The 19320-nt window shown below is 46.9% G+C and carries 18 protein-coding genes; 15 read left to right on the top strand and 3 right to left on the bottom strand.

Going from position 1 to position 19320, the window contains the following annotated elements; genetic code table 11:
- Positions 1 to 8 precede the first annotated feature (8 nt).
- The 4 genes from QQ055_RS07330 to QQ055_RS07315 all read left to right on the top strand — a co-directional run bounded on the left by QQ055_RS07330 (position 9) and on the right by QQ055_RS07315 (position 4194).
- Positions 9 to 1310 (top strand): MFS transporter, encoded by a 1302-nt coding sequence (locus QQ055_RS07330; protein ID WP_286004470.1) that lies wholly within the window; start codon positions 9 to 11, stop codon positions 1308 to 1310.
- Between the two features lie 125 nt (positions 1311 to 1435).
- Positions 1436 to 2833: a PepSY-associated TM helix domain-containing protein gene (locus QQ055_RS07325; RefSeq protein ID WP_284475989.1), complete on the top strand. Its 1398-nt coding sequence runs from the start codon at positions 1436 to 1438 to the stop codon at positions 2831 to 2833.
- Positions 2834 to 2879: 46 nt separating this feature from the next.
- On the top strand, positions 2880 to 3341 hold the full coding sequence (locus QQ055_RS07320; RefSeq protein ID WP_283359560.1) for a nucleoside 2-deoxyribosyltransferase: 462 nt from the start codon (positions 2880 to 2882) through the stop codon (positions 3339 to 3341).
- A gap of 70 nt (positions 3342 to 3411) precedes the next feature.
- Positions 3412 to 4194, top strand: coding sequence for a TspO-related membrane protein (locus QQ055_RS07315; RefSeq protein ID WP_284475988.1), 783 nt, complete (start codon positions 3412 to 3414; stop codon positions 4192 to 4194).
- Here the strand turns inward: QQ055_RS07315 and QQ055_RS07310 are convergent.
- The 3 genes from QQ055_RS07310 to QQ055_RS07300 form a co-directional block, all read right to left on the bottom strand.
- Positions 4191 to 4757, bottom strand: coding sequence for a DUF3611 family protein (locus QQ055_RS07310; RefSeq protein WP_069967226.1), 567 nt, complete (start codon positions 4755 to 4757; stop codon positions 4191 to 4193). The genes QQ055_RS07315 and QQ055_RS07310 overlap by 4 nt on opposite strands.
- A gap of 366 nt (positions 4758 to 5123) precedes the next feature.
- Positions 5124 to 9236: a bifunctional diguanylate cyclase/phosphodiesterase gene (locus QQ055_RS07305; protein WP_284475987.1), complete on the bottom strand. Its 4113-nt coding sequence runs from the start codon at positions 9234 to 9236 to the stop codon at positions 5124 to 5126.
- A 354-nt stretch (positions 9237 to 9590) separates the two neighbouring features.
- Positions 9591 to 11099 (bottom strand): GIY-YIG nuclease family protein, encoded by a 1509-nt coding sequence (locus QQ055_RS07300; protein WP_284475986.1) that lies wholly within the window; start codon positions 11097 to 11099, stop codon positions 9591 to 9593.
- A 272-nt stretch (positions 11100 to 11371) separates the two neighbouring features.
- On the opposite strand from QQ055_RS07300, the gene QQ055_RS07295 reads away from it, so the two are divergent.
- The 11 genes from QQ055_RS07295 (at position 11372) to QQ055_RS07245 (ending at position 19290) form a co-directional block, all read left to right on the top strand.
- Positions 11372 to 12862 (top strand): DASH family cryptochrome, encoded by a 1491-nt coding sequence (locus QQ055_RS07295; protein WP_283359556.1) that lies wholly within the window; start codon positions 11372 to 11374, stop codon positions 12860 to 12862.
- A gap of 52 nt (positions 12863 to 12914) precedes the next feature.
- A complete protein-coding gene (locus tag QQ055_RS07290) occupies positions 12915 to 13139 on the top strand; it encodes an AbrB/MazE/SpoVT family DNA-binding domain-containing protein (RefSeq protein WP_286004469.1) in 225 nt (74 codons plus the stop codon).
- A 25-nt stretch (positions 13140 to 13164) separates the two neighbouring features.
- The gene (locus tag QQ055_RS07285) at positions 13165 to 13485 is read left to right on the top strand and encodes a nucleotidyltransferase family protein (protein WP_286004468.1); all 321 of its coding nucleotides are present in this window, start codon (positions 13165 to 13167) and stop codon (positions 13483 to 13485) included.
- Positions 13472 to 13813 (top strand): HepT-like ribonuclease domain-containing protein, encoded by a 342-nt coding sequence (locus QQ055_RS07280; RefSeq protein ID WP_284475984.1) that lies wholly within the window; start codon positions 13472 to 13474, stop codon positions 13811 to 13813. The genes QQ055_RS07285 and QQ055_RS07280 overlap by 14 nt, the downstream gene beginning before the upstream one ends.
- Positions 13814 to 13957: 144 nt before the next feature.
- The gene (locus QQ055_RS07275; protein WP_284475983.1) at positions 13958 to 14527 is read left to right on the top strand and encodes a TetR/AcrR family transcriptional regulator; all 570 of its coding nucleotides are present in this window, start codon (positions 13958 to 13960) and stop codon (positions 14525 to 14527) included.
- A 234-nt stretch (positions 14528 to 14761) separates the two neighbouring features.
- On the top strand, positions 14762 to 16045 hold the full coding sequence (locus QQ055_RS07270; protein WP_286004467.1) for an ABC exporter membrane fusion protein: 1284 nt from the start codon (positions 14762 to 14764) through the stop codon (positions 16043 to 16045).
- A gap of 10 nt (positions 16046 to 16055) precedes the next feature.
- The gene (gene devC / locus QQ055_RS07265; RefSeq protein WP_432806007.1) at positions 16056 to 17228 is read left to right on the top strand and encodes an ABC transporter permease DevC; all 1173 of its coding nucleotides are present in this window, start codon (positions 16056 to 16058) and stop codon (positions 17226 to 17228) included.
- 20 nt (positions 17229 to 17248) lie between these two features.
- Positions 17249 to 17992 carry a DevA family ABC transporter ATP-binding protein gene (locus QQ055_RS07260; protein WP_286004465.1) on the top strand — a complete coding sequence of 248 codons (744 nt, stop codon included), beginning with the start codon at positions 17249 to 17251 and terminating at the stop codon, positions 17990 to 17992.
- 51 nt (positions 17993 to 18043) lie between these two features.
- Positions 18044 to 18259, top strand: a complete 216-nt coding sequence (locus tag QQ055_RS07255) for a type II toxin-antitoxin system HicA family toxin (protein WP_286004464.1) — start codon at positions 18044 to 18046, stop codon at positions 18257 to 18259.
- Positions 18256 to 18480, top strand: coding sequence for a type II toxin-antitoxin system HicB family antitoxin (locus QQ055_RS07250; protein ID WP_069967212.1), 225 nt, complete (start codon positions 18256 to 18258; stop codon positions 18478 to 18480). Before QQ055_RS07255 ends, QQ055_RS07250 begins: the two co-directional genes overlap by 4 nt.
- A gap of 174 nt (positions 18481 to 18654) precedes the next feature.
- Positions 18655 to 19290 (top strand): restriction endonuclease subunit R, encoded by a 636-nt coding sequence (locus tag QQ055_RS07245; RefSeq protein WP_286004463.1) that lies wholly within the window; start codon positions 18655 to 18657, stop codon positions 19288 to 19290.
- The last annotated feature ends 30 nt before the right edge of the window (positions 19291 to 19320 follow it).

Here is a 19320-nt window from a genome sequence, read left to right as displayed (position 1 = left end):
ATATTACCGTGCGTGGATTTCTAATCATCTGGAGCGGTCAATTCGTCTCTGCCATTGGCAGCGCCATGACTCAATTTGCCCTCACCCTCTGGGTGTGGGAGTTGACTGGGGCAGCAACGGCGATCGCCTTATTTAGCTTCTTCTTTCAGCTTCCCCAAATTTTTGTCACCCTCTTTGCCGGGTTGCTTGCCGATCGGTTTAACCGCAAGCATTTAATGATTTTCAGCGATACTTGCATCGTCTTGTGTACGCTGATAGTCGGCTTGCTGTATGCCACCGATACCTTGCGCGTCTGGCATCTCTACGGTTTAGCGGCTGTTTATGGGTGTTTTGGGCCCATTCAAAATCTCGCCTATTCCACCGCCATCCCCTTAATTGTCTCCTCCGAGCATTACACCCGCGTCAGCAGCCTCGCTTCCTTAGTCACTTACGCTTCTGCCATTTTTGCCCCCGCCTTAGCCGGGAGTTTGTATCCGCAAATTGGCTTATTGGGGATTATTTTGATTGATGTTGCCACCTTTGCGATCGCAGTGGCTACCCTCATTTGGCGCAGAATTCCCCAACCTCCACCCGCCGACGCCGAAACCAGCCAACCCGAATCAATTGTGCAAAAGGTGGTTTGGGGCTTTCGGTATATTTTCTCCCGACCGAATTTATGGGTGCTAACACTCACCTTTTCCCTATTTTGGTTTTTCCAACAACTCGGCGAAACCCTTTATCAACCCGTCATCCTTGCCCGGAGTGGAGGAGATGCCCAAGTTTTGGGGGCAGTTGTCACCGCCGCTGGCGTTGGGGGCGCAATTGGCGCGATCGCTCTCGGCATTTGGGGCGGATTTCGCAGCCGAGTCCGGGGGATGTTAGTCGGCTTTATGGGGATTGGTTTGAGTAAAATAGCCTTGGGTGTCGGTCGCGTACCGCCCTTGTGGATGGGGGCGCAATTTTTTGCCTCGCTACATCTGCCCCTCGCCTTTAGTTCCACCAATGCTATCTGGTATGCCGCAATTCCCAGCCATGCCCAAGGGCGCGTTTTTGCCGCCGATCAAGCCATTGGCACCATTATTGGCACATTTGCCAGTTTAATCGCTGGCCCGATTGCCGATTTTATCTTTGAACCCGCAATGCAACCGGGGGGGGCGTTAACCCCAATTTTCGGCCGTTTATTCGGTAGCGAAACGGGTAGCGGAATTGCGTTTGTCTATACGCTATCGGCGGTTTGTATCCTCGCCCTGGGGTTAATCGGTTCGCTGCTACCCAGCTTGCATCGGGTGGAAACTCAAGCCCAAAAACCGGATGCCGTCACAGAATCATAAGGCTTATCTTCGACAAATTGTCTTTTGACTTTTAAGCAAAATTTACGTAGCTATTCGGTTAGGAAGCCCAACAGAAACTCCCCTCGATCGTTCAAGTCCCTCTACTGAACTCAGCACTGATTGCCATGAGACAACCTTTTTCTGCTGGTATTGATACCGAACCCGCCTTAGAAACCGGGAAAAATCTGCTGTATCGGGCGGTATGGCGCTGGCATTTCTACGCCGGACTTTTCGTGATTCCCTTTTTGCTCATGCTGGCAACGACTGGCATTATTTATCTGTTTAAGCCTCAACTCGATGCTGCGATCTATCGCCCTTTGTTGTTTGTGCAACCGACGGCTGAAACGGTTTCCTATACTCAACAGGTGGAGGCGGTTCAACAAGCGTATCCAGAAGCGGCTGTAACGCGAGTCTTCCCAGCGGTTGCTGCCAACCGCAGTACAGAAGTGCAAATCTTGACGGGCGATGGAGAGAATTGGATGGTCTTTGTTAACCCGCATACGGGACAAATTTTAGGCGATCGCAATGAAGAGCGCACCCTCAGCGCGATCGCCCTGAAGCTACACGGAGAGTTGATGATCGGGCGCTGGGGAGACTACCTGATTGAATTGGCGGCCTGTTGGGGATTGGTGCTGCTATTGAGCGGGTTATATTTATGGTTGCCGCGCGGTCGTTTTCGTTGGGCGGGAACGTTAATCCCGCGCCTTGGGAATCCCGATGGACGGGTGTTTTGGCGAGATTTACACGCCGTTCCCGGTTTCTATGGTCTGTTGCTGGTGGGATTTTTGATCCTCACAGGCTTGCCGTGGACGGGTTTTTGGGGCGCGACGTTTGCCAATGTGTGGGCGCGTTTTCCGGATCAAAAGTGGCAAAATGTGCCTCAATCAACGGTACTCACCGGAACGCTGAACCAACACGGCGAACACGCCGTTCCTTGGGCGGCAGAAACGCTACCCATGCCCCAATCGGGTCATCACGCTCATTCTGGCGCGATTGCTCAAACCCAGGCAACGGTCGATCTAGACCAAATAATAGGCATTGCTCGCGCGAGTGGCATTTCTCCCGGCTTTAACATTAGCTTGCCTCAAGGCGAAACGGGCGTTTATACGGTGGCTGCCCCTGCTAGCAACCCAACTCAGGAAGTGACGATGCACATCGATCAATACAGCGGTGAAGTGTTGGCACAAGTGGGTTGGCAAGATTACGGCTGGGTACCCAAGGCGGTGTCGATGGGGATTGCAATTCACATGGGTCAATATTTGGGTTTGTCCAATCAATTGTTGATGTTGTTGGCGTGTTTAATTACCATTTTGCTGTGCGTTAGCGGGGCGGTGATGTGGTGGAAACGTCGCCCGTCGGGTCGTTTGGGTGCCCCGGCGCGATCGCCGATCAAGGTGCCGCTGGCAATTGTGGCGGTGTTGGGTTTGGCGTTTCCCTTGTTGGGTTTCTCGCTAGTGTTGGTATTGGCGCTTGATTTTCTGGTAATTGCTCGTATCCCGGCGCTGCGACGCACGCTCAGTTGAGCCAATCTCGCTAAAATAGCGGCAAGTCCGATTGCTGGAGGTTCAGGTGAGGAAAAGGCTTTATCTGGCGAATCCCTATGGCTTTTCTGCCCAGCAGAAGGCTTTGCTGCTTCCCCCCATTCAACAAGCGCTATTAGCAGTGGGTGCGGAGGTTTGGGAACCGTTCGCCCGCAATAACGCGGTAAATGTTGCTCAACCGGGTTGGGCGTATCGCGTGGCGCAGGCAGATTTTAAGGATGTGCAAAACTGCGATGGGATTTTTGCGATCGTTAATGGGACGCCTCCAGATGAGGGGGTGATGGTAGAGTTGGGAATGGCGATCGCGCTGCATAAAACAATTTTCTTATTCCGCGATGACTTGCGACGCTGTACCGATAGCGAACAATATCCTCTGAATCTAATGGTGTTTGCAGGGTTGCCGGAGTGGGGATGGCAAGATTACTACTATACTTCGATTGCTGAAATTGCTTCGCCTGATAAGGCGTTGTATCGCTGGTTGCACGCTTGATCTTATCCTTTCGACAGGCGATCGCGGGTGCGATCGCAAGGCAAGATCGGAAATAAACGTACCATTAAGTATGAAAGCATCTCCTTCGGGTCTTTTCCTATCGCTGGCTACTATCGCCGCGATTCTGGCAACGCTAGGTTTTAATGTTTGGTCAAATTTCTCGCCGCCAGGGGGGTCAAATATTGGCGAAATTGCCAATACGATCCTGGCTGGCGTGCAAATTATCCCGGCGAGTTATGCCTTTTCGATTTGGGGGCTAATTTATGTGGGGTTAATTGCTTATGGGGTTTATCAGTTTCTCCCCAGCCAGCGCCAAAACTCAACCCTGCGTTGGGTCAATATTTTTTTGATTGCGGCTTGTGTGGCTCAAATTTTCTGGGTATATCTGTTTACCGTCCAACAGTTTTGGCTTTCTGTCTTAGTGATGTTAGCGATTCTGTTGCCGTTAATTGGGGCATATCTTCAATTAAAAACCCATCCGGTGCGATCGCGCCAGCGTAAATGGTTCGCCGATATTCCTTTTAGTGTCTATCTTGCTTGGATTTCTGTGGCGACGATTGTAAATGTGGCATCAGCACTGTATATGTCCGGCTGGCGGGGTTGGGGAATTGGGGAAACGGGGTGGACTGCGGTTATGCTGGTTATTGGAGTGGCGATCGCGGGTATCCTGGCGATTCAACAGGCGGATATTGCCTTTACGTTGGTGTTTGTTTGGGCCTATATTGCGATCGCGGTGCGTCAGGCGGCTAACTCAACGATTTTAATAACGGCAATCTTAGGGGCGATCGCTCTAGCTGCGCTACTCTGGATGGGGATAACTCGAAACCGTACCCGAAAGACCCATCCTGTTTAATCGGGAACGCGCTTTAATAACCACAAGGCTGCAACTGTCCCGACATAATGTCCGGTAACGCCGCAAATATTGGCGACGACCACAAACACATCGAGCGCCCGTACAATTTTATTGGGATCGGTAATCGCCACGCCAGGGGGTTGAGAAACCGTTTTTGCCACTAGCACGCCAACCGCAGAACCTGCTCCAAATAGACTGAGTAAGATTCCGGCTAAACTAGCCATTAAGCCAATTTGTAATAAGCGAATGGTATCTGCTTTTTTCGGGCGAATTTTTGCATCCTGACCTAACAGTCGATTCGCAATTTGGGTATAGCGCAACGCCAGAAATAGAGCAAACCCTAATAACACAATGCCACAAACGCCCCAGAAGATGCCAATCCCTAACCCGGTAATTGCACCTTCGGCAAAGTTTTGTCCGGTTGTGGCAAATAGCAAGGCAATACTGGATACAGCGAGTAGCCCCAACTGTATCCAGAAACTTGCCCAACCTGTCACGCGAAATGCATTGGCAATATCTCGAATTCTAGGTGTGGGTGCCGTGATTTCCGAGTTGGTTTGCATAACTCTCAACTTAATCGCCGATAGGATCATTCCCCTCACTTTGAGGATAGAGGCAGGGGCTACCTATTTCGCCTATCTCTAGAGTGAATCTCCAGCATCCGCAGATTGGAAAGCTGAATTTTCTTGTTCTGTGGAAAATCTCCCACTTTCTCGTCTTCATTCTATCATTGAGACTTGCGATCGCGATCGTTAAGAATTAAGCGGTCTAAGCCACCCTCTCCCCAGTCGCCTGCAATGCTTATCAAGAATTGGGGCGTTCCAGCAGAACTCTACTCATCAATATCCTCACTGCTTTAGCGGTTGCGTTCCTTTTTGTTATCTAGTTTTCTGCCCATCTAAGACATTAACCCGCTCAATTCATAGCGGTTAACTGGCAACTCTAAATAGGCGCTCTTGAAATTGAGTCGCTTCTCGACGAGTCAGAGGGCGACTGAATAAATATCCTTGCATATATTGACATTGCATTTGATGTAATAAATTCTTTTGCTCTTCCGTTTCTACGCCTTCTGCGACGAGTTCTAAATTCAATTCTCTGCCCAATGCAATAATCACCTTAATAATAGAAGCATCCTTAGAATCGTTGCTTAAACCTTGGACAAACGAGCGATCGATTTTCAGCGTATGACAAGGAAACTGCTTGAGATAGCGCAGCGAAGAATATCCCGTTCCAAAATCATCAATAGATAGATGCAATCCTCGATTGTATAAGTCTGCGAGTATTTTTTGAGTTAAGTCTACATTCTTCATGCTGAGACTTTCCGTAATTTCCAAATCTAAATATTCAGGACTTAACTCTGTTTCCGATAAGATATTGGCAACCATTTCAATCAGATTGGGTTGCTGAAATTGGCGAGCGGATAAATTTACCCCAACTCTAACGCCAGGTAAACCGGCATCTTGCCAAGCCTTATTTTGCTGACAAGCCGTTTGTAAAACCCATTCGCCAATCGGTATAATTAGCCCGGTTTGTTCTGCTAGGGGAATAAACTTATCGGGCGAAACTAACCCAAATTGGGGATGTTGCCAGCGAATCAGCGCTTCCATACCGATAACTTCACCCGTGACAATGTTAATTTGGGGTTGATAGAGAAGCACAAATTCTTGGCGTTTCAAAGCTTGATGCAGTTCGTTTTCTAAGCTTAAAAATTCAGCCGCCTGAGAATTAATAACTGAAGTATAAAACTGATAGTTATTGCGTCCTTGTTCTTTGGCAATATATAAGGCTGCATCAGCATTTCTCAGAAGCGTTTCAGCATCCATGCCATCTTGGGGATAAATCGCAATCCCGATACTATTACTAATATGCAGTTGGTGTCCTTCTAAATTAAAGGCATATTTCAAGGAATCAAGAATTCTCTGGGAAATTTTAGCAGGGTCTTCCGCACTGTGAATTTCAGGAATGAGAATTGTAAATTCATCTCCGCCCCAACGGGCCATCATATCTGTGGAACGCAGGCAATTTTTAACTCGTTCGCTCATGCTTTGTAACAAGCGATCGCCAGCAGCATGACCTAGAGTATCGTTGATATTCTTAAAGCGGTCTAAATCCAAAAACAGTACAGCCAGCCTCGATCGATCGCGTTCGGCTTTTTCTAGGGCGGCTAGCAACCGTTCGCTAAACTGTTTGCGATTGGGCAAACCCGTTAATTGATCGTAGTTGGCTTGATAGCGGATGGTTTCTTCAATGTGCTTGCGTTCGGTAATATCCATTGATAAACCTACGATCTGAACGGCTTTACCCTGTTCGTTGCAATAGACCTTCGTTTTCGTATTAATCCAGTGTTGAGTACCATCGGGCCAAATCGTTCGGAATTCGATGTTATAGCTCATTCCTGCTTCAACCGCCTGGTGAATTGCAGCGATCGCACCCTCGCGATCCTCTGGATGAACGCAATCGATAAAATCGCGGTAGCTGGCATGATAATTGCCAGGAGGCAGACCAAAAACGACTCTAGCTTGTTCGGAATAAAAACAGCGATCGCTGGTAATATCCCAATCCCACCAACCCATGCGGGCGATTTCCATCCCCAACTTGAGCCTAGCTTCGCTTTCTCGTAAGGCTAATTCCGTGCGCTTAAGATCGCTAACGTCTGTCATTCCCCCTAGCATCCGCACGGGTTTTCCGGTATCGTCGCGCATGAGATAACTGCGATCGTAGATGTGCAGGTAGGTGCCATCGCTGCGGAGAAAACGGTATTCAACGGCCCAAAATTGTTTTCCTGTGTCAATAGCATTTTGCACGCCCTCAATCACTCGTTGTCGATCTTCGGGGTGCAAGCATTGATACCACCATTCAACGTCAAGCTTGGTGGTTGCTGGGGAGTAATGCAGGAGGTGTTCGACGCCTTGATTCCACCAAATCTCGTTTGTGACTAAATTCCAATCCCAAATCACATCCTTAGTGGCTTTAGATAGGATCTGGAAACGTTCTTCCCCTAGCCGCAGGGCTTCTTCTGCCTGACAGCGTTCGGTAATATCGCGAAAACAACACACTCGCCCCATAATTTGCGATCCGAGTCGTTGCGGTCGAGAATAGCGCTCGATGACTCGATTATCTTTGAGATGGAAGATATCGTAACCTTCGGCATCGGGTTGGGAAAATAGGCTTTGGGCGATGGTGACAAAGGCTTCGGGATCTTGAACGCGTTCTAAAAGGTAGGGTAAGGCGCTTTGGAGTTCTCGCGAGGCGATCGCAGATTCGGGTATGCCCCACATTTTCAGGAACTTTTGGTTAACGGTGGCAATGTATTTCCCTTCTCGGCTGGCAATAATGCCCTCTCCAGTCGCTTCTAGGGTAGCACTCAACAGCGAGAGCGATCGCTCTATTTCCTTTTGCATCTGGTTGCGTTCGGTGACATCGACAATAAAGGATAAGACTGAGACTAAATTGCCCGCCTCATCTAAAACAATCGAGTTATACCAATCGCAGTCAATAATCGTCCCATCTTTGCGATAATTGCGGCTGTGGATAATGGGGGCATCCGGGTTGCTTTGGGATAACTGCCCCATTCCTGGGTAAATTTTCTCTAAGTCTTCCGCCAGGATAAATGGCCAGCAATCTGGACGCAGCCCAAATACTTCTTCTGCTTTCCAACCAAAGATTTTCTCAGCTTGCTGCGACCAACGCGAGACTTGAAAATGGCTATCCCACTCGATGACGGCGGCGGGTGTGTTTTCAAAGTGCAGATCGAGTCTTTTGAGGGCGTTTTGCAAGGCTGTTTCGGTGCGTTTGCGCTCGATGCATTGCGCTAGGGAGTCGGCAATGGTTGTTAGCTTGTTTAAGACGTTTTGGCTGAGAACATCGCGAGCAAAGACCGCCAGGACGCCGATAACTTTGGCTTCTACGATGAGGGGATAGCCTGCAAACAGGACGATTTCTTCTCGTTGCACCCATTCTCGATCGAAACTGCGATCGCTGAGGAGGTCATGGGTGAGGTAGGGTTGTGCGGTTTGGGCGATGCAGTCTATTTTTAATCGATTGACGGGACTGTCGTCAGTGAGGGTGGCTAATTCTAAGGCTTCATTGCTGCTGTTGAAGGTCCAAATTTGGACGAGGGGAAGGTCTAAATGTTGAGTTAAAACGCTGCGGCATTGCTGTAAGATTTCTGGTAATTCGTGGTTTTGTTGCAATGCCAAACCGATCTTGCTAATCAGGGCAGATAGGTGCGATCGCTCATTGGAGAGTTCTTCAGCTTGGCTTTTCTCAATGGCAATGGCGGCTAAATGGACGGCAACTTTCAGGGTTTGCCACTCGTGCGAATTGGGAGAGCGCGGTTTGCGATAATACATCGCGAAGGTTCCCAATACATTACCGTTATTGGCAATAATGGGTGCAGACCAGCAGGATCTTAAACCGTGCGACAATCCTAGCTGTTTAAAGTCTGTTCCTAGGGGATCGGTGGCAATGTCCGAAACGATCGCGGGTTCGCTGAGGTAAGCGGCGGTACCGCAGGGGGTTATGCCAGGTGCGATCGCTACCCCATCCATCTGGCTATTATAACTGTCGGGAAGGCTAGGCGCTGCGCCATATCTCAGTTTGCTACCGTTTCGATCGATTAGCAGAATTGAACAGAGCAAACCGCTAGATTGCTGTTCGATGGTTTTGGCTAAACAGTTGAGCGTTTCAGTGAGCGATGCACCCGTGGCAATCTTTTCTAGCACTTGGGTTTGGGCTTTGAGTAAGCTTTCGGCTCGCTTGCGTTCGACAATTTCACCGAGGAGTTGCTGATTGGTATCTCTTAATTGATGGAGGCGTTCGTCAACGTTTATTTCTAGAGGTTCGGGGAGGGTTGGGAAATCGCGATCGCTTTGCAGTTGTTTTTGAACGCTTTTGATGTCTTCTAACGCTTGGTTTAACTTGAAAAAGACTTGTTGCAGAATAATTTCGGGCGACAATGACAACTGCTTGACTTGTTGGCGTAACCCAGCTAGACGATCGTGTGCCACTTCTATACGGTAAGCAAACTCATCGATTTTCAAGGATACCTTCCCCTAAACTTATTTATTCTTCAATAAAGTTAATATTGAGCTATATAACTTATTTCTTTGGATGCTGATTCCCGACAGAAACAGGTTTGAGACCTGCCTCAAAGAGAAGGCTCGGCACGTTCTCCCTAGAAAAATCGCCCAAAAATTAGCCCAAATGTATCATCTTAATGTATTTTATATTTCTATCCCAAGACATAATTTTAATCGCGATCGCCAACTTCAATCAGCGATTAACCCCCAAAGAGAGGGGGTAAATTCTGTTGCGTTCTTTTGATGTCGCTCTGCCAAGATCGTCTAGTGAAGCCAAAAATTAGCAAGCGCAATCATCAATCTCTTTCCCAACCGTTATTTTCCAATCGTTTCTTTTTTAAATCCAAGCTTCAATTCCGGTAAACTAGAACGATTAAAACGCCGACAAATTTCCGCTTTAACTTCTTCAAAAGTTGGATAACTTGGGCTAAACCCGATAGGAATCCAAGCACTATAGTTCAGAGATTCCAATCTAATATTTACCCTAGCCGGAACAATAAACTTACGAGGCGAGATATAAAGCTTTTCGACAAAACCCTCTCTATTACTTAAAGGAAGTGCAGGTTTAGCAAAGTCCTGTAGATATTCCTCAACTAAAAGCCATGCTTTAGTATCAACGCTTGACAAAAGATAGACCTTCTCAAAATTAGAGCTTGCTCCTCTCACCCATCGATCTTCAAGTCTACCATAAACCAAACCATACATTAACTGATTTTGGCTAAAATTGAACCCAAAAGGTCGAATGTAGAGCTTAATTCTTTCTCCATGACTCCAACCATGACTAATACCGCTTTGAGCGTATTTATTAATGTCAATTTCTTGTTTTATCAAGAGTTCTTCAATGCTTTTAACTTCGGAATCGCTTGAAATTGGCTGACTTTGACTAGATCGACTCCCACACCCCCGTCTTCCTGCTTTATAATCAGCACTAATTTGTTGTAGATTGGCTTTATAAAGTTCGCAATCTACTGGCTCATTAAAATGCAACTGGATTAAATCTGACTCATAAGGGACTAATCTTTTGAGATCGAACCTTAAGGATGTTTCTGAATCTAGCGAATTTTGCACATTAAGCAAGGAGGCTGGAGTTAATGCTCGTATCGGAGATGTCGCTAAAGTCGTTAAAGTATATTCTCGTAAGTCATCTAACTTTGTTTGACGATATAACCGCTCCCAGAAATTGACAGTGACAACGTATCCATTAACACAGAGACGATTCTCTAGGAAGTGGATAGTATCCCATTTATTAGCGTATGTCTTTCGAGACACAAAGGGTGCTTTACACAGAGCAGCCTGTTCTTCTACAGAAGTAGGTTGGAAGATCTCTTGAAAAGTAGTCGTATCAATACAAATATGAATTCCTATTAAGCCTACTATATTCTTTTTCGGAGGGAGGGTACAGCTCGTAAGTGGCTCATGATTGGGTGAGGGAAGTTCTACACCTACAATAAAAGCAAAATCTGCGATCGCACTGAGCGTTTCCCTAAGCAGAGTTTCGGTAGGGCGTACCTTTTTAGTCTTGACAGGGCTAGAGTTTAAGTGGGGATGGTATTGAGCGATGCGGTCTTTCTCAAGGACATCTAACTGAGAAATAGGGACAAGTTCGTAGTAAATCGTATAAGCCCTTTTCTTCTGAACTTCTAATTGATAAAATCGATGATGGGCTTTTCCTTGCCAACGCTTGTAGAGATTTTTTGCTTGTCCAATGTACCAAACCATGTTAGAGGAATCTAGGACATAGTAAAGTCCTGAAGATTCGGGCAATAGATCCTTACTGCTTAAAGAAACCTTCGGAAGTTTTAAAATCAAGTCATCAGCAATCAATGGCTTAACCTCAAATTGAGTGGATATAGGCTTAGTATTCCCGCGTTTCTCTAAACCTTCTCAACACAAAGAAGTGCGATCGCCCTCACCCCCACCTGTTGCCAGAACTCAGATCTTGCACCATCCTGAGTAAGACTTGAGAAACCGGGTTTCTCAACGAAAAATTAAGGGTTTCAGATTGAGTAATTGGCAAGAAACCCGGTTTCTGGCAACGGTGCAAGATGCGATCGGAAGCTACGATTGATACTGGAAACCTGTAATTTTATCTGATTGTGACATCACCACGTATTCTGATCTGGTATCGTAACGATCTGCGAGTTCGCGATCATCAACCTCTACATCACGCCATCCAAGCCAACCCAGAAACCCTGATTCCCGCATACTGTTTCGATCCCAGACAATGGGGAGAAACTGCCTATGGCTTTCCTAAAACAGGGGCATTTCGCGGACAATTCTTACTCGAAAGTTTGGCAGATTTGCGGGCTTCTTTACAACACCTTGGATCGAACTTAGTTATTCGCACAGGCAAGCCTGAAACAATTTTGCTGCAAATTGCCCAAGAATGCAGCATTTCCCATATTTATTATTACCAAGAAGTCACCTCTGAAGAACGCGCCGTTGAAACGGCCTTACAAGCTGCATTGCAACCGTTGGGAATTACCCTCAAACCCTTTTGGGGACATACCCTCTATCACCCCAAAGACTTGCCCTTTGAGGTGTCTCAACTTCCCGAACTGTTTACCCACTTTCGCAAAGCCGTAGAAAAGTCAGCTACCCTTCGCCCAACCTATCCCACCCCCCAATCCTTACCCCCCTTACCGCCTCTAGATGCGGGTCTATTGCCCCAGTTAGCTGATTTTGGTCTAAACGCTCCCGAACTCGATCCGCGTGCTGCAATCCGCTTTCAGGGTGGGGAAACGGAAGGACAAAACCGCCTCCAGCATTACTTCTGGAAACAGGATTTTCTCAAAGCATACAAAGAAACGCGCAATGGGATGCTGGGTGCAGACTATTCTTCTAAATTCTCTCCCTGGCTGGCGTTGGGTTGTCTGTCGCCGCGCTACATTTACGAACAGGTGAAGGCATACGAAGCGCAACGACTGGCGAATGACTCAACCTATTGGCTCATTTTTGAACTATTGTGGCGAGACTATTTTCGCCTAATTTGCGCTAAACATGGCGATCGCATTTTTCGTTCCTCCGGTTTACAGGGGATTGAAATTCCCTGGAAGGAAGACTGGAAGCGCTTCAACCTCTGGCGAGAAGGAAAAACTGGCTTTCCCCTGGTTGATGCCAATATGCGCGAGTTAGCCGCGACTGGTTTCATGTCTAACCGGGGTAGGCAAAATGTCGCCAGTTTTTTAACTAAAAACTTGGGTATCAACTGGCAAATGGGTGCAGAGTGGTTTGAATCGCTATTAATTGATTACGATGTTTGCAGCAATTATGGTAACTGGAACTATACGGCAGGCGTGGGGAATGATGCGCGGGGTTTCCGGTTTTTTAATATCCTCAAACAATCGAAAGATTACGATCCGCAAGGGGATTATGTCAAACACTGGCTACCCGAACTCGCCAATCTACCCGCCAGTAAGGTTCACGAACCCTGGAAACTTTTACCCGTAGAACAGCAGCGTTTTAATCTCCGTTTGGGGGTAGATTATCCCCATCCGGTGGTTGATTTATTTAAATCTGCCGCAGATAACGAACGGTTATACAATGCGGCAATCTCCGATCGACCATCCAGCAATCGAAAAAAGTAATCTAAACCGTTTTTGCTAGAATTAGACTAACTCACTCACTGATTGAACTGATATGGAAGTAACTCATTTATCTAGCGCAGGACACGTTATCCTCCCCAAGAACTCGCGGGTTGCTCGCCAATGGAAAGCAGGACAAGAATTAATAGCGATTGATGTGGGGGATGGAATTTTGTTAAAGCCTAAAAATCCTTTCCCAGCAACGACATTAGAACAGGTTGCAGGGTGCTTGAAATATCAAGGAACGCCAAAAAACTGGAAGAGATGGAAGTTAAAATGAGTTATGATATCAGGGAGCAATCAAGTTGAGTCTATCTTTAAGAATCAAATTGCCTCAACAAGAAATTGCTGATTTTTGTCAGCAATGGAAGGTTCAAGAGATGTCTTTTTTCGGTTCTGTTTTACGCGACGATTTTCGACCAGATAGCGATATCGATGTGATGGTTGATTTTGAGGATGATGCGACTTGGGGAATTTTAGAGCTAGTGCGGATGAAACGCCAACTGAAAACTCTCTTGGGACGTGAAGTTGATTTACTGACCAAGAAATCTATCGAGCAAAGTCATAATAGGATTCGTCAGCAAGAAATCTTAGGAACGGCTCAGGTTATCTATGTCGCGGGATGATGCTGCACTGCTTGATATTATTCGAGCCGGCCAGTTAATTTTAGAGTTTGCTCAGGGACTCAGCCGCGAGCAATTAAACTCAGATGTGCGTACCCAGTCTGCAATTCTTTACCAAGTTGCAGTGATGGGAGAGGCAACGAAACGATTATCTCGTGAATTTCGCGAACAGCATCCAGAAGCCCCGTGGGATGATATGGCAGGGATGCGAGATATTGTTGCCCATCAATACGATCGGATCGATCTTGATATTGTTTGGCAGGTGATTCAACGGAATATTCCTGAACTACTCAGCGTGTTGGTGACTCTGCGGCCCCATCCAGAGCCGTAATTCCTAGGTGTTTTACGATCTTTACATTTCTAGACATTTGTGCTAGAAATATATCAAGTGTTCGATATAAAAAGTTTGATTCCAGCCCCTCCAGCTAGGGGTTTTGCGAGTAGGATGTTTTATATCGGACGTTCAATATAATTTATGCCTAAGATTGTAGACCGCGCTCAATACCGTCAAGAGTTGCTGAGTAAGTGCTTTAACTTGTTTGCCCAACAAGGTTACGGCTCCGTTACAATGCGACAAATTGCCCAAGAAATTGGGGTATCGACGGGAACCCTGTATCACTACTTCCCCAGTAAAGAAAGCCTATTCGAGCAATTGGTGGAATACATCAGTTGCCAGGATACTGACGAGCAAAATCTGGCTGAAATTCGGCAGATGCCCACATTGCAAGCCCGGATCGAGACAATGTTTGCCGTGATTACCCGCCAGGAAGAATACCTGATGCATCAAACGCTGATGCTGGTTGATTTTTGTCGGCACCAAGGGCGCGAGGAGATTAACCGCCATCAATACTTTAGCCCGGTGGCCGAGCGTTACGAACAGGCCATTTTAGACTGTTTGGGCATTCAGGATGAAGTTTTAGCACGGGCGATCGCAACTTTCATTGAAGGGGTCATCATCCGGCGACTCTATTTAGGCGATCGCATCGACATCACCGAACAAGCCCAAATGCTCGGACAAATGGTTGTTGCCTACTTAAAAAAATAACCCTTGGAGAGTTCTTGACATCCTCACCGCACTTTTAGGGCGGTGATTCCCAAGCCTCACGATTTGGATTTCTGCTTCATAGCAACTGCCTCTACCCGCAAGGAGTTTTACGGTCTTATGTTCGCTCCACAGACTTTCGGCTTAAGCCCTCCCGCAAGCCCTGCGGTACTCGATTTTTTGAGTTTAGCACAAAGCCGTCTTAATAAGACGGGGTTTCAGACCTAGGAGTTTTTGATGAGCATTCAAGGATCGCTCAAATCGTTAAATCGTCGGGTGCTAGGAATTGCAATTGCCGCTGTTGCCTTCACGGGGGCGAGTGTATATTACGCCATCTCTCAATTTGGCCCCAAACCGCAAACCCCTGCGATTGCCCAAACCACCCCCACCATCCAGTACGTCACCGCCTTGGGCCGCCTGCTGCCAGAAACCGAAGTGATCCGCGTTTCCGCCCCCCTCTCCCTGGATAAAGACCGTTTAGCAGAACTGAACGTGCAAAGAGGCGATCGCGTCGAAGCCAATCAAATTATCGCCATTCTCGATAGTCGCGATCGCTTAGAAAACGCCCTCAACCAAGCCCAAGAACGCCTGCGCGTCGCCGAAGCCAAACTCGCCCAAGTCAAAGCCGGGGCAAAATCTGGAGAAATCAACGCCCAACAGGCCACCATTCGCCGCCTAGAGGCCCAATGGCAAACCGACACCGCCGCCCAACAAGCCGTCATTAGCCGCCTAGAGGCGCAACTCCAAGGGGAGATCGCCGCCCAACAAGCGACAGTAGAACGCCTCGAAGCCGCCCAACAAAACGCCGAAGCCGAATATCGCCGCCACGAACAACTCTATAAAGATGGGGCAATTTCTACCTCCCTGTTTGATAGCAAGCGCCTCACCTGGGAGACGCAACGCCAACAACTCAACGAAGCCAGAGTCATCCTAGAACGGATTCAAAATACCGGCCGCCAGCAACTCAACGAGGCCAGAGTCACTTTAGATCGCCTGGAACGAACCGGAAGCCAACAGGTTAACGAAGCCCAAGCCACCCTAGAACAGATCGCCGAAGTCCGTCCTGTGGATGTGCAAGCCGCCCAAGCTGAGGTAGACGCCGCCTTAGCCGATGTGAAAAAAGCCGAAAGCGACTTAAATCAAGTGTTTATTCGCGCCCCCATAGGCGGCCGCATCCTCGAAGTTCATACGCGACCCGGCGAAACCCTCAGCGATAACGGCGTGGTGGACTTGGGACAAACCGATCGCATGGAAGCGATCGCCGAAGTCTATCAAACCGATGTCGGCAAAATTCGCAGCGGCCAAACCGCCATTATTACCAGCGACTCCTTTGACGGGGAACTGCGGGGAACTGTCCGTTTAGTCGGCTTGCAAGTCGGTCAGCAAAGCGTGTTTAGCAACCAACCGGGCGAAAACCTCGATCGCAAAGTTGTGGAAGTGCGAATTCGCCTCAACCCGGAAGATAGCCAACGGGTTGCAGACTTAACCCACCTTCAAGTTCAAGTAGCGATTCAACTCTAAGGATGTACAGGTGATGTTTCAAAAACTCTGGCGGAAAACCCCCCTCGCCTGGTTGCAAGTTAAACGAGAAAAGAATCGTTTGGCAGTGGCGCTAGCAGGCATTGCTTTTGCCGATATTTTGATGTTTGTGCAATTGGGGTTTAAAGATGCCCTGTACGATGCCTCGGTGAAGCCACACTATGCCTTAGAGGGAGATTTGTTCATGATCAACCCTCAGTTTGAAACTCTGTTTCAGGTCAAAAGCTTTCAGCGCGATCGCCTTTTTCAAGCTAGGGCAATTCCGGGGGTTGAATCGGTAAGTTCGCTCTTAATTGGTACCGGACAATGGCGCAACCCAGAAACGCGCATGACTCGCCCGATTTTAGTCTTTGGCCTCGATCCAGCTAGACCAGCTTTTCAGTTACCAGAAATTCATCAAAGCGCAGATGCTCTTAAGATGTTGAATCGCGTGGTTTACGACCAGGCGGGAAGACCGGAATATGGCAATATTGCTGAGTTATTTCAACAAACCAATCCTTTACCCATTCAACTCAACGATCTTGATGTGCGGGTGGCGGGAATCTTTACCCTAGGCGCTTCTTTTGCAGCAGATGGGAATGTCATTGCTAGCGATTCTACGTTTTTAAGGTTATTTCCCACGCGCCAAGCCAATCAAATTGATGTGGGGTTAATTCATTTAAGTCCGGGTACCGATATTGCTGAGGTGCAAGCCACTTTACGAGCCAGTTTACCTAATGATGTCAGTATTTTAACGATTGATGAATTCGCCGAACGTGAAAAAATCTATTGGGGAAATAGTACCCCCATTGGTTTTATTTTCGGCTTTGGGACAATTATTGGATTTATTGTTGGGATTGTGATTGTTTATCAAATTCTCTATTCTGATGTTTCCGATCACTTGGCAGAATACGCTACCCTGAAGGCGATGGGGTATAGCGATCGCTATTTGGTGAGCGTGTTAATTCAAGAAGCCCTGATTTTAGCCGTACTTGGGTTTATTCCGGGTAGCATTCTCTCTTTAGGCTTGTATCATTTAGCCCAAACTGCCACTTTATTACCCATTGTCATGACGGTGAATCGTTCAATTACCGTGTTTTCTTTAACGGTGACAATGTGCGTGTTTTCGGGTGCGATCGCCATGCGAAAACTGCAAGCCGCAGATCCGGCAGATGTATTTAGTTAATACTTTACCCCAAAAATGACATGGTTTTAGAAGCTTATAAGTCCAATTTAGACCACCTCCCAGAGAAAAATCAACCCGCTATTGCCGTTCATCAACTGAATCATTACTTTGGTCATGGCGAACTCAGAAAGCAAGCTTTATTTGAGATTAGCTTAGAAATTAGTCCAGGCGAAATCGTAATTATGACAGGTCCTTCGGGTTCTGGAAAAACCACGCTTTTAACCCTGATGGGAGGGCTGCGATCTGCCCAAGACGGAAGCTTGAAAATCCTCGGCCAAGAAATGCGCGGCGCGAGTAAAAAGCAACTAATGAAAATTCGGCGTAATATTGGTTATATCTTCCAAGCCCATAATTTACTCACCTTTTTAACCGCCAAGCAAAATGTCAGAATGGCCTTAGAATTGCATGAGGAATATCTCAACAAGGATATGGATGCGATCGCCACTGAGATTTTAACCGCCGTTGGTTTAGGCGATCGCACCGACTACTACGCCGAAAACCTCTCAGGCGGACAAAAACAACGAGTTGCGATCGCCCGCGCCCTCGTCAGTAACCCTAAAATAGTCTTAGCCGACGAACCCACCGCCGCCTTAGATAAAAAATCCGGTCGAGATGTCGTCGAAATGATGCAAAAACTCGCCAAAGAACGCGGCTGTACCATCCTACTCGTCACCCACGATAACCGCATTCTCGATATCGCCGATCGCATCGTCTACATGGAAGATGGACGCCTCGCCGAAGATCCTAATCCCGCGAATCCCTAGCTCCGTTAGAACAAATTATTTACCGAAGGAGTCGGCACCGTTAAAGAAGCAATGCCTAAAAAAATTCGCGAACTAAAAGCGATGCTACAAAAGGCTGGATTTGAATGCAGACGCATTCGAGGTAGCCATGAACGCTGGATTCATCCAGATTTGCCTGAATTACCCATCACACTTGCTGGAAAAGATAGTCAAGATGCCAAACCCTATCTTGAAAAATTAGTCAATACTGCCCTAGAAAAACTAGACAACCCGGAATTGGAAGAATGAATCAACTGAAATATCGAGTTAATATTATTTGGTCTGATGAAGACAACAGTTATTTAGTAGAATTGCCAGAGTTTGCCAATGACATCCAACGTTATTTTACGCACGGCGAGACTTACCAAGAAGCCTTAAGCAATGCTCAAGAGGTATTAGAATTACTCGTTGAAAGTTATCAAGTTGAAGGAAAGCTGCTGCCCCAACCCCACACTTTACAGGCGGTGTAAGCTATCGATAGATCCAAACGCCATGAGTTAAAGCGTCTTCTGTAGGTTGGGTCAAGCCCTGCGCGACCCAACACAATACTGTATTCCGCGATGTCATTGCTACAATAACTCTAGCGCTGTGTCCAAAAAATTGAAGCCAGCTTGTCGTTCAAAGCAATTAACCCTTCAATTTCTATGCCTCAGACGCTTCAAGCCAAAGATATCGACCTGCGTTACTTAATTGACAATTTTGGTCTTCAACTCGTTCAGGATGACCCATTCTTTCCAGAGTGGCAAGAAAATTTACCAGAAATCACCGACTTAGACAAACAACTTCTAGATAAAGTCAAAGCAGGTTATCTAAATTTGCTGAATTATCCACCTTTATTAGAAGATGCGATGAGAATGGCAATTCTCGATCCGCTTCTGTTTATTGGAGACTTTTATTTAGCTCCTTTTTATGTAAAATCGGAAGAACCTATAGAAATCAACCTAGAAGATGAGGAAACTCTCATTAAGGGAAAAATTAACACTTTAGTATTAAAAGACCAATTTTGGGTAATGGTAATTGAATCCAAGAGAGCCTCTTTTTCTATAGAAGCTGGACTCCCACAAATTCTAACTTATATGTTGGTCAATCCTCATTCAGGACAACCTAACTTCGGCATGATTACTACAGGAGGAAGTTTCATATTTATTAAACTAGTAAAAAATGCCACTCCTCAATATGCCACTTCTAATATATTCGATCTTCGCAATCGCGGTAATGAGCTATACAGCGTCCTCAGCATATTGAAGAAACTCAGTCAATCTGTCATGTTTGATTGTTAGGTTGAGGATCGAAGTTTGAGAGAAAAACTA

It is taken from the genome of Geitlerinema calcuttense NRMC-F 0142 (assembly GCF_030285425.1).
The sequence above is the reverse complement of the archived record's forward strand: the minus strand, read 5'-3'. Positions and strand labels throughout refer to the sequence as shown.

Excerpts from the sequence above, each read along its gene's own strand:
- QQ055_RS07255 (WP_286004464.1), top strand. The coding sequence starts at position 18,044 with ATGCCTAAAAAAATTCGCGAACTAAAAGCGATGCTACAAAAGGCTGGA.
- QQ055_RS07275 (WP_284475983.1), top strand. The coding sequence starts at position 13,958 with ATGCCTAAGATTGTAGACCGCGCTCAATACCGTCAAGAGTTGCTGAGT.
- QQ055_RS07260 (WP_286004465.1), top strand. The coding sequence starts at position 17,249 with ATGGTTTTAGAAGCTTATAAGTCCAATTTAGACCACCTCCCAGAGAAA.
- QQ055_RS07310 (WP_069967226.1), bottom strand. The coding sequence starts at position 4,757 with ATGCAAACCAACTCGGAAATCACGGCACCCACACCTAGAATTCGAGAT.
- QQ055_RS07280 (WP_284475984.1), top strand. The coding sequence starts at position 13,472 with ATGTCGCGGGATGATGCTGCACTGCTTGATATTATTCGAGCCGGCCAG.
- QQ055_RS07315 (WP_284475988.1), top strand. The coding sequence starts at position 3,412 with ATGAAAGCATCTCCTTCGGGTCTTTTCCTATCGCTGGCTACTATCGCC.
- QQ055_RS07290 (WP_286004469.1), top strand. The coding sequence starts at position 12,915 with ATGGAAGTAACTCATTTATCTAGCGCAGGACACGTTATCCTCCCCAAG.
- QQ055_RS07245 (WP_286004463.1), top strand. The coding sequence starts at position 18,655 with ATGCCTCAGACGCTTCAAGCCAAAGATATCGACCTGCGTTACTTAATT.
- QQ055_RS07270 (WP_286004467.1), top strand. The coding sequence starts at position 14,762 with ATGAGCATTCAAGGATCGCTCAAATCGTTAAATCGTCGGGTGCTAGGA.
- QQ055_RS07325 (WP_284475989.1), top strand. The coding sequence starts at position 1,436 with ATGAGACAACCTTTTTCTGCTGGTATTGATACCGAACCCGCCTTAGAA.
- QQ055_RS07250 (WP_069967212.1), top strand. The coding sequence starts at position 18,256 with ATGAATCAACTGAAATATCGAGTTAATATTATTTGGTCTGATGAAGAC.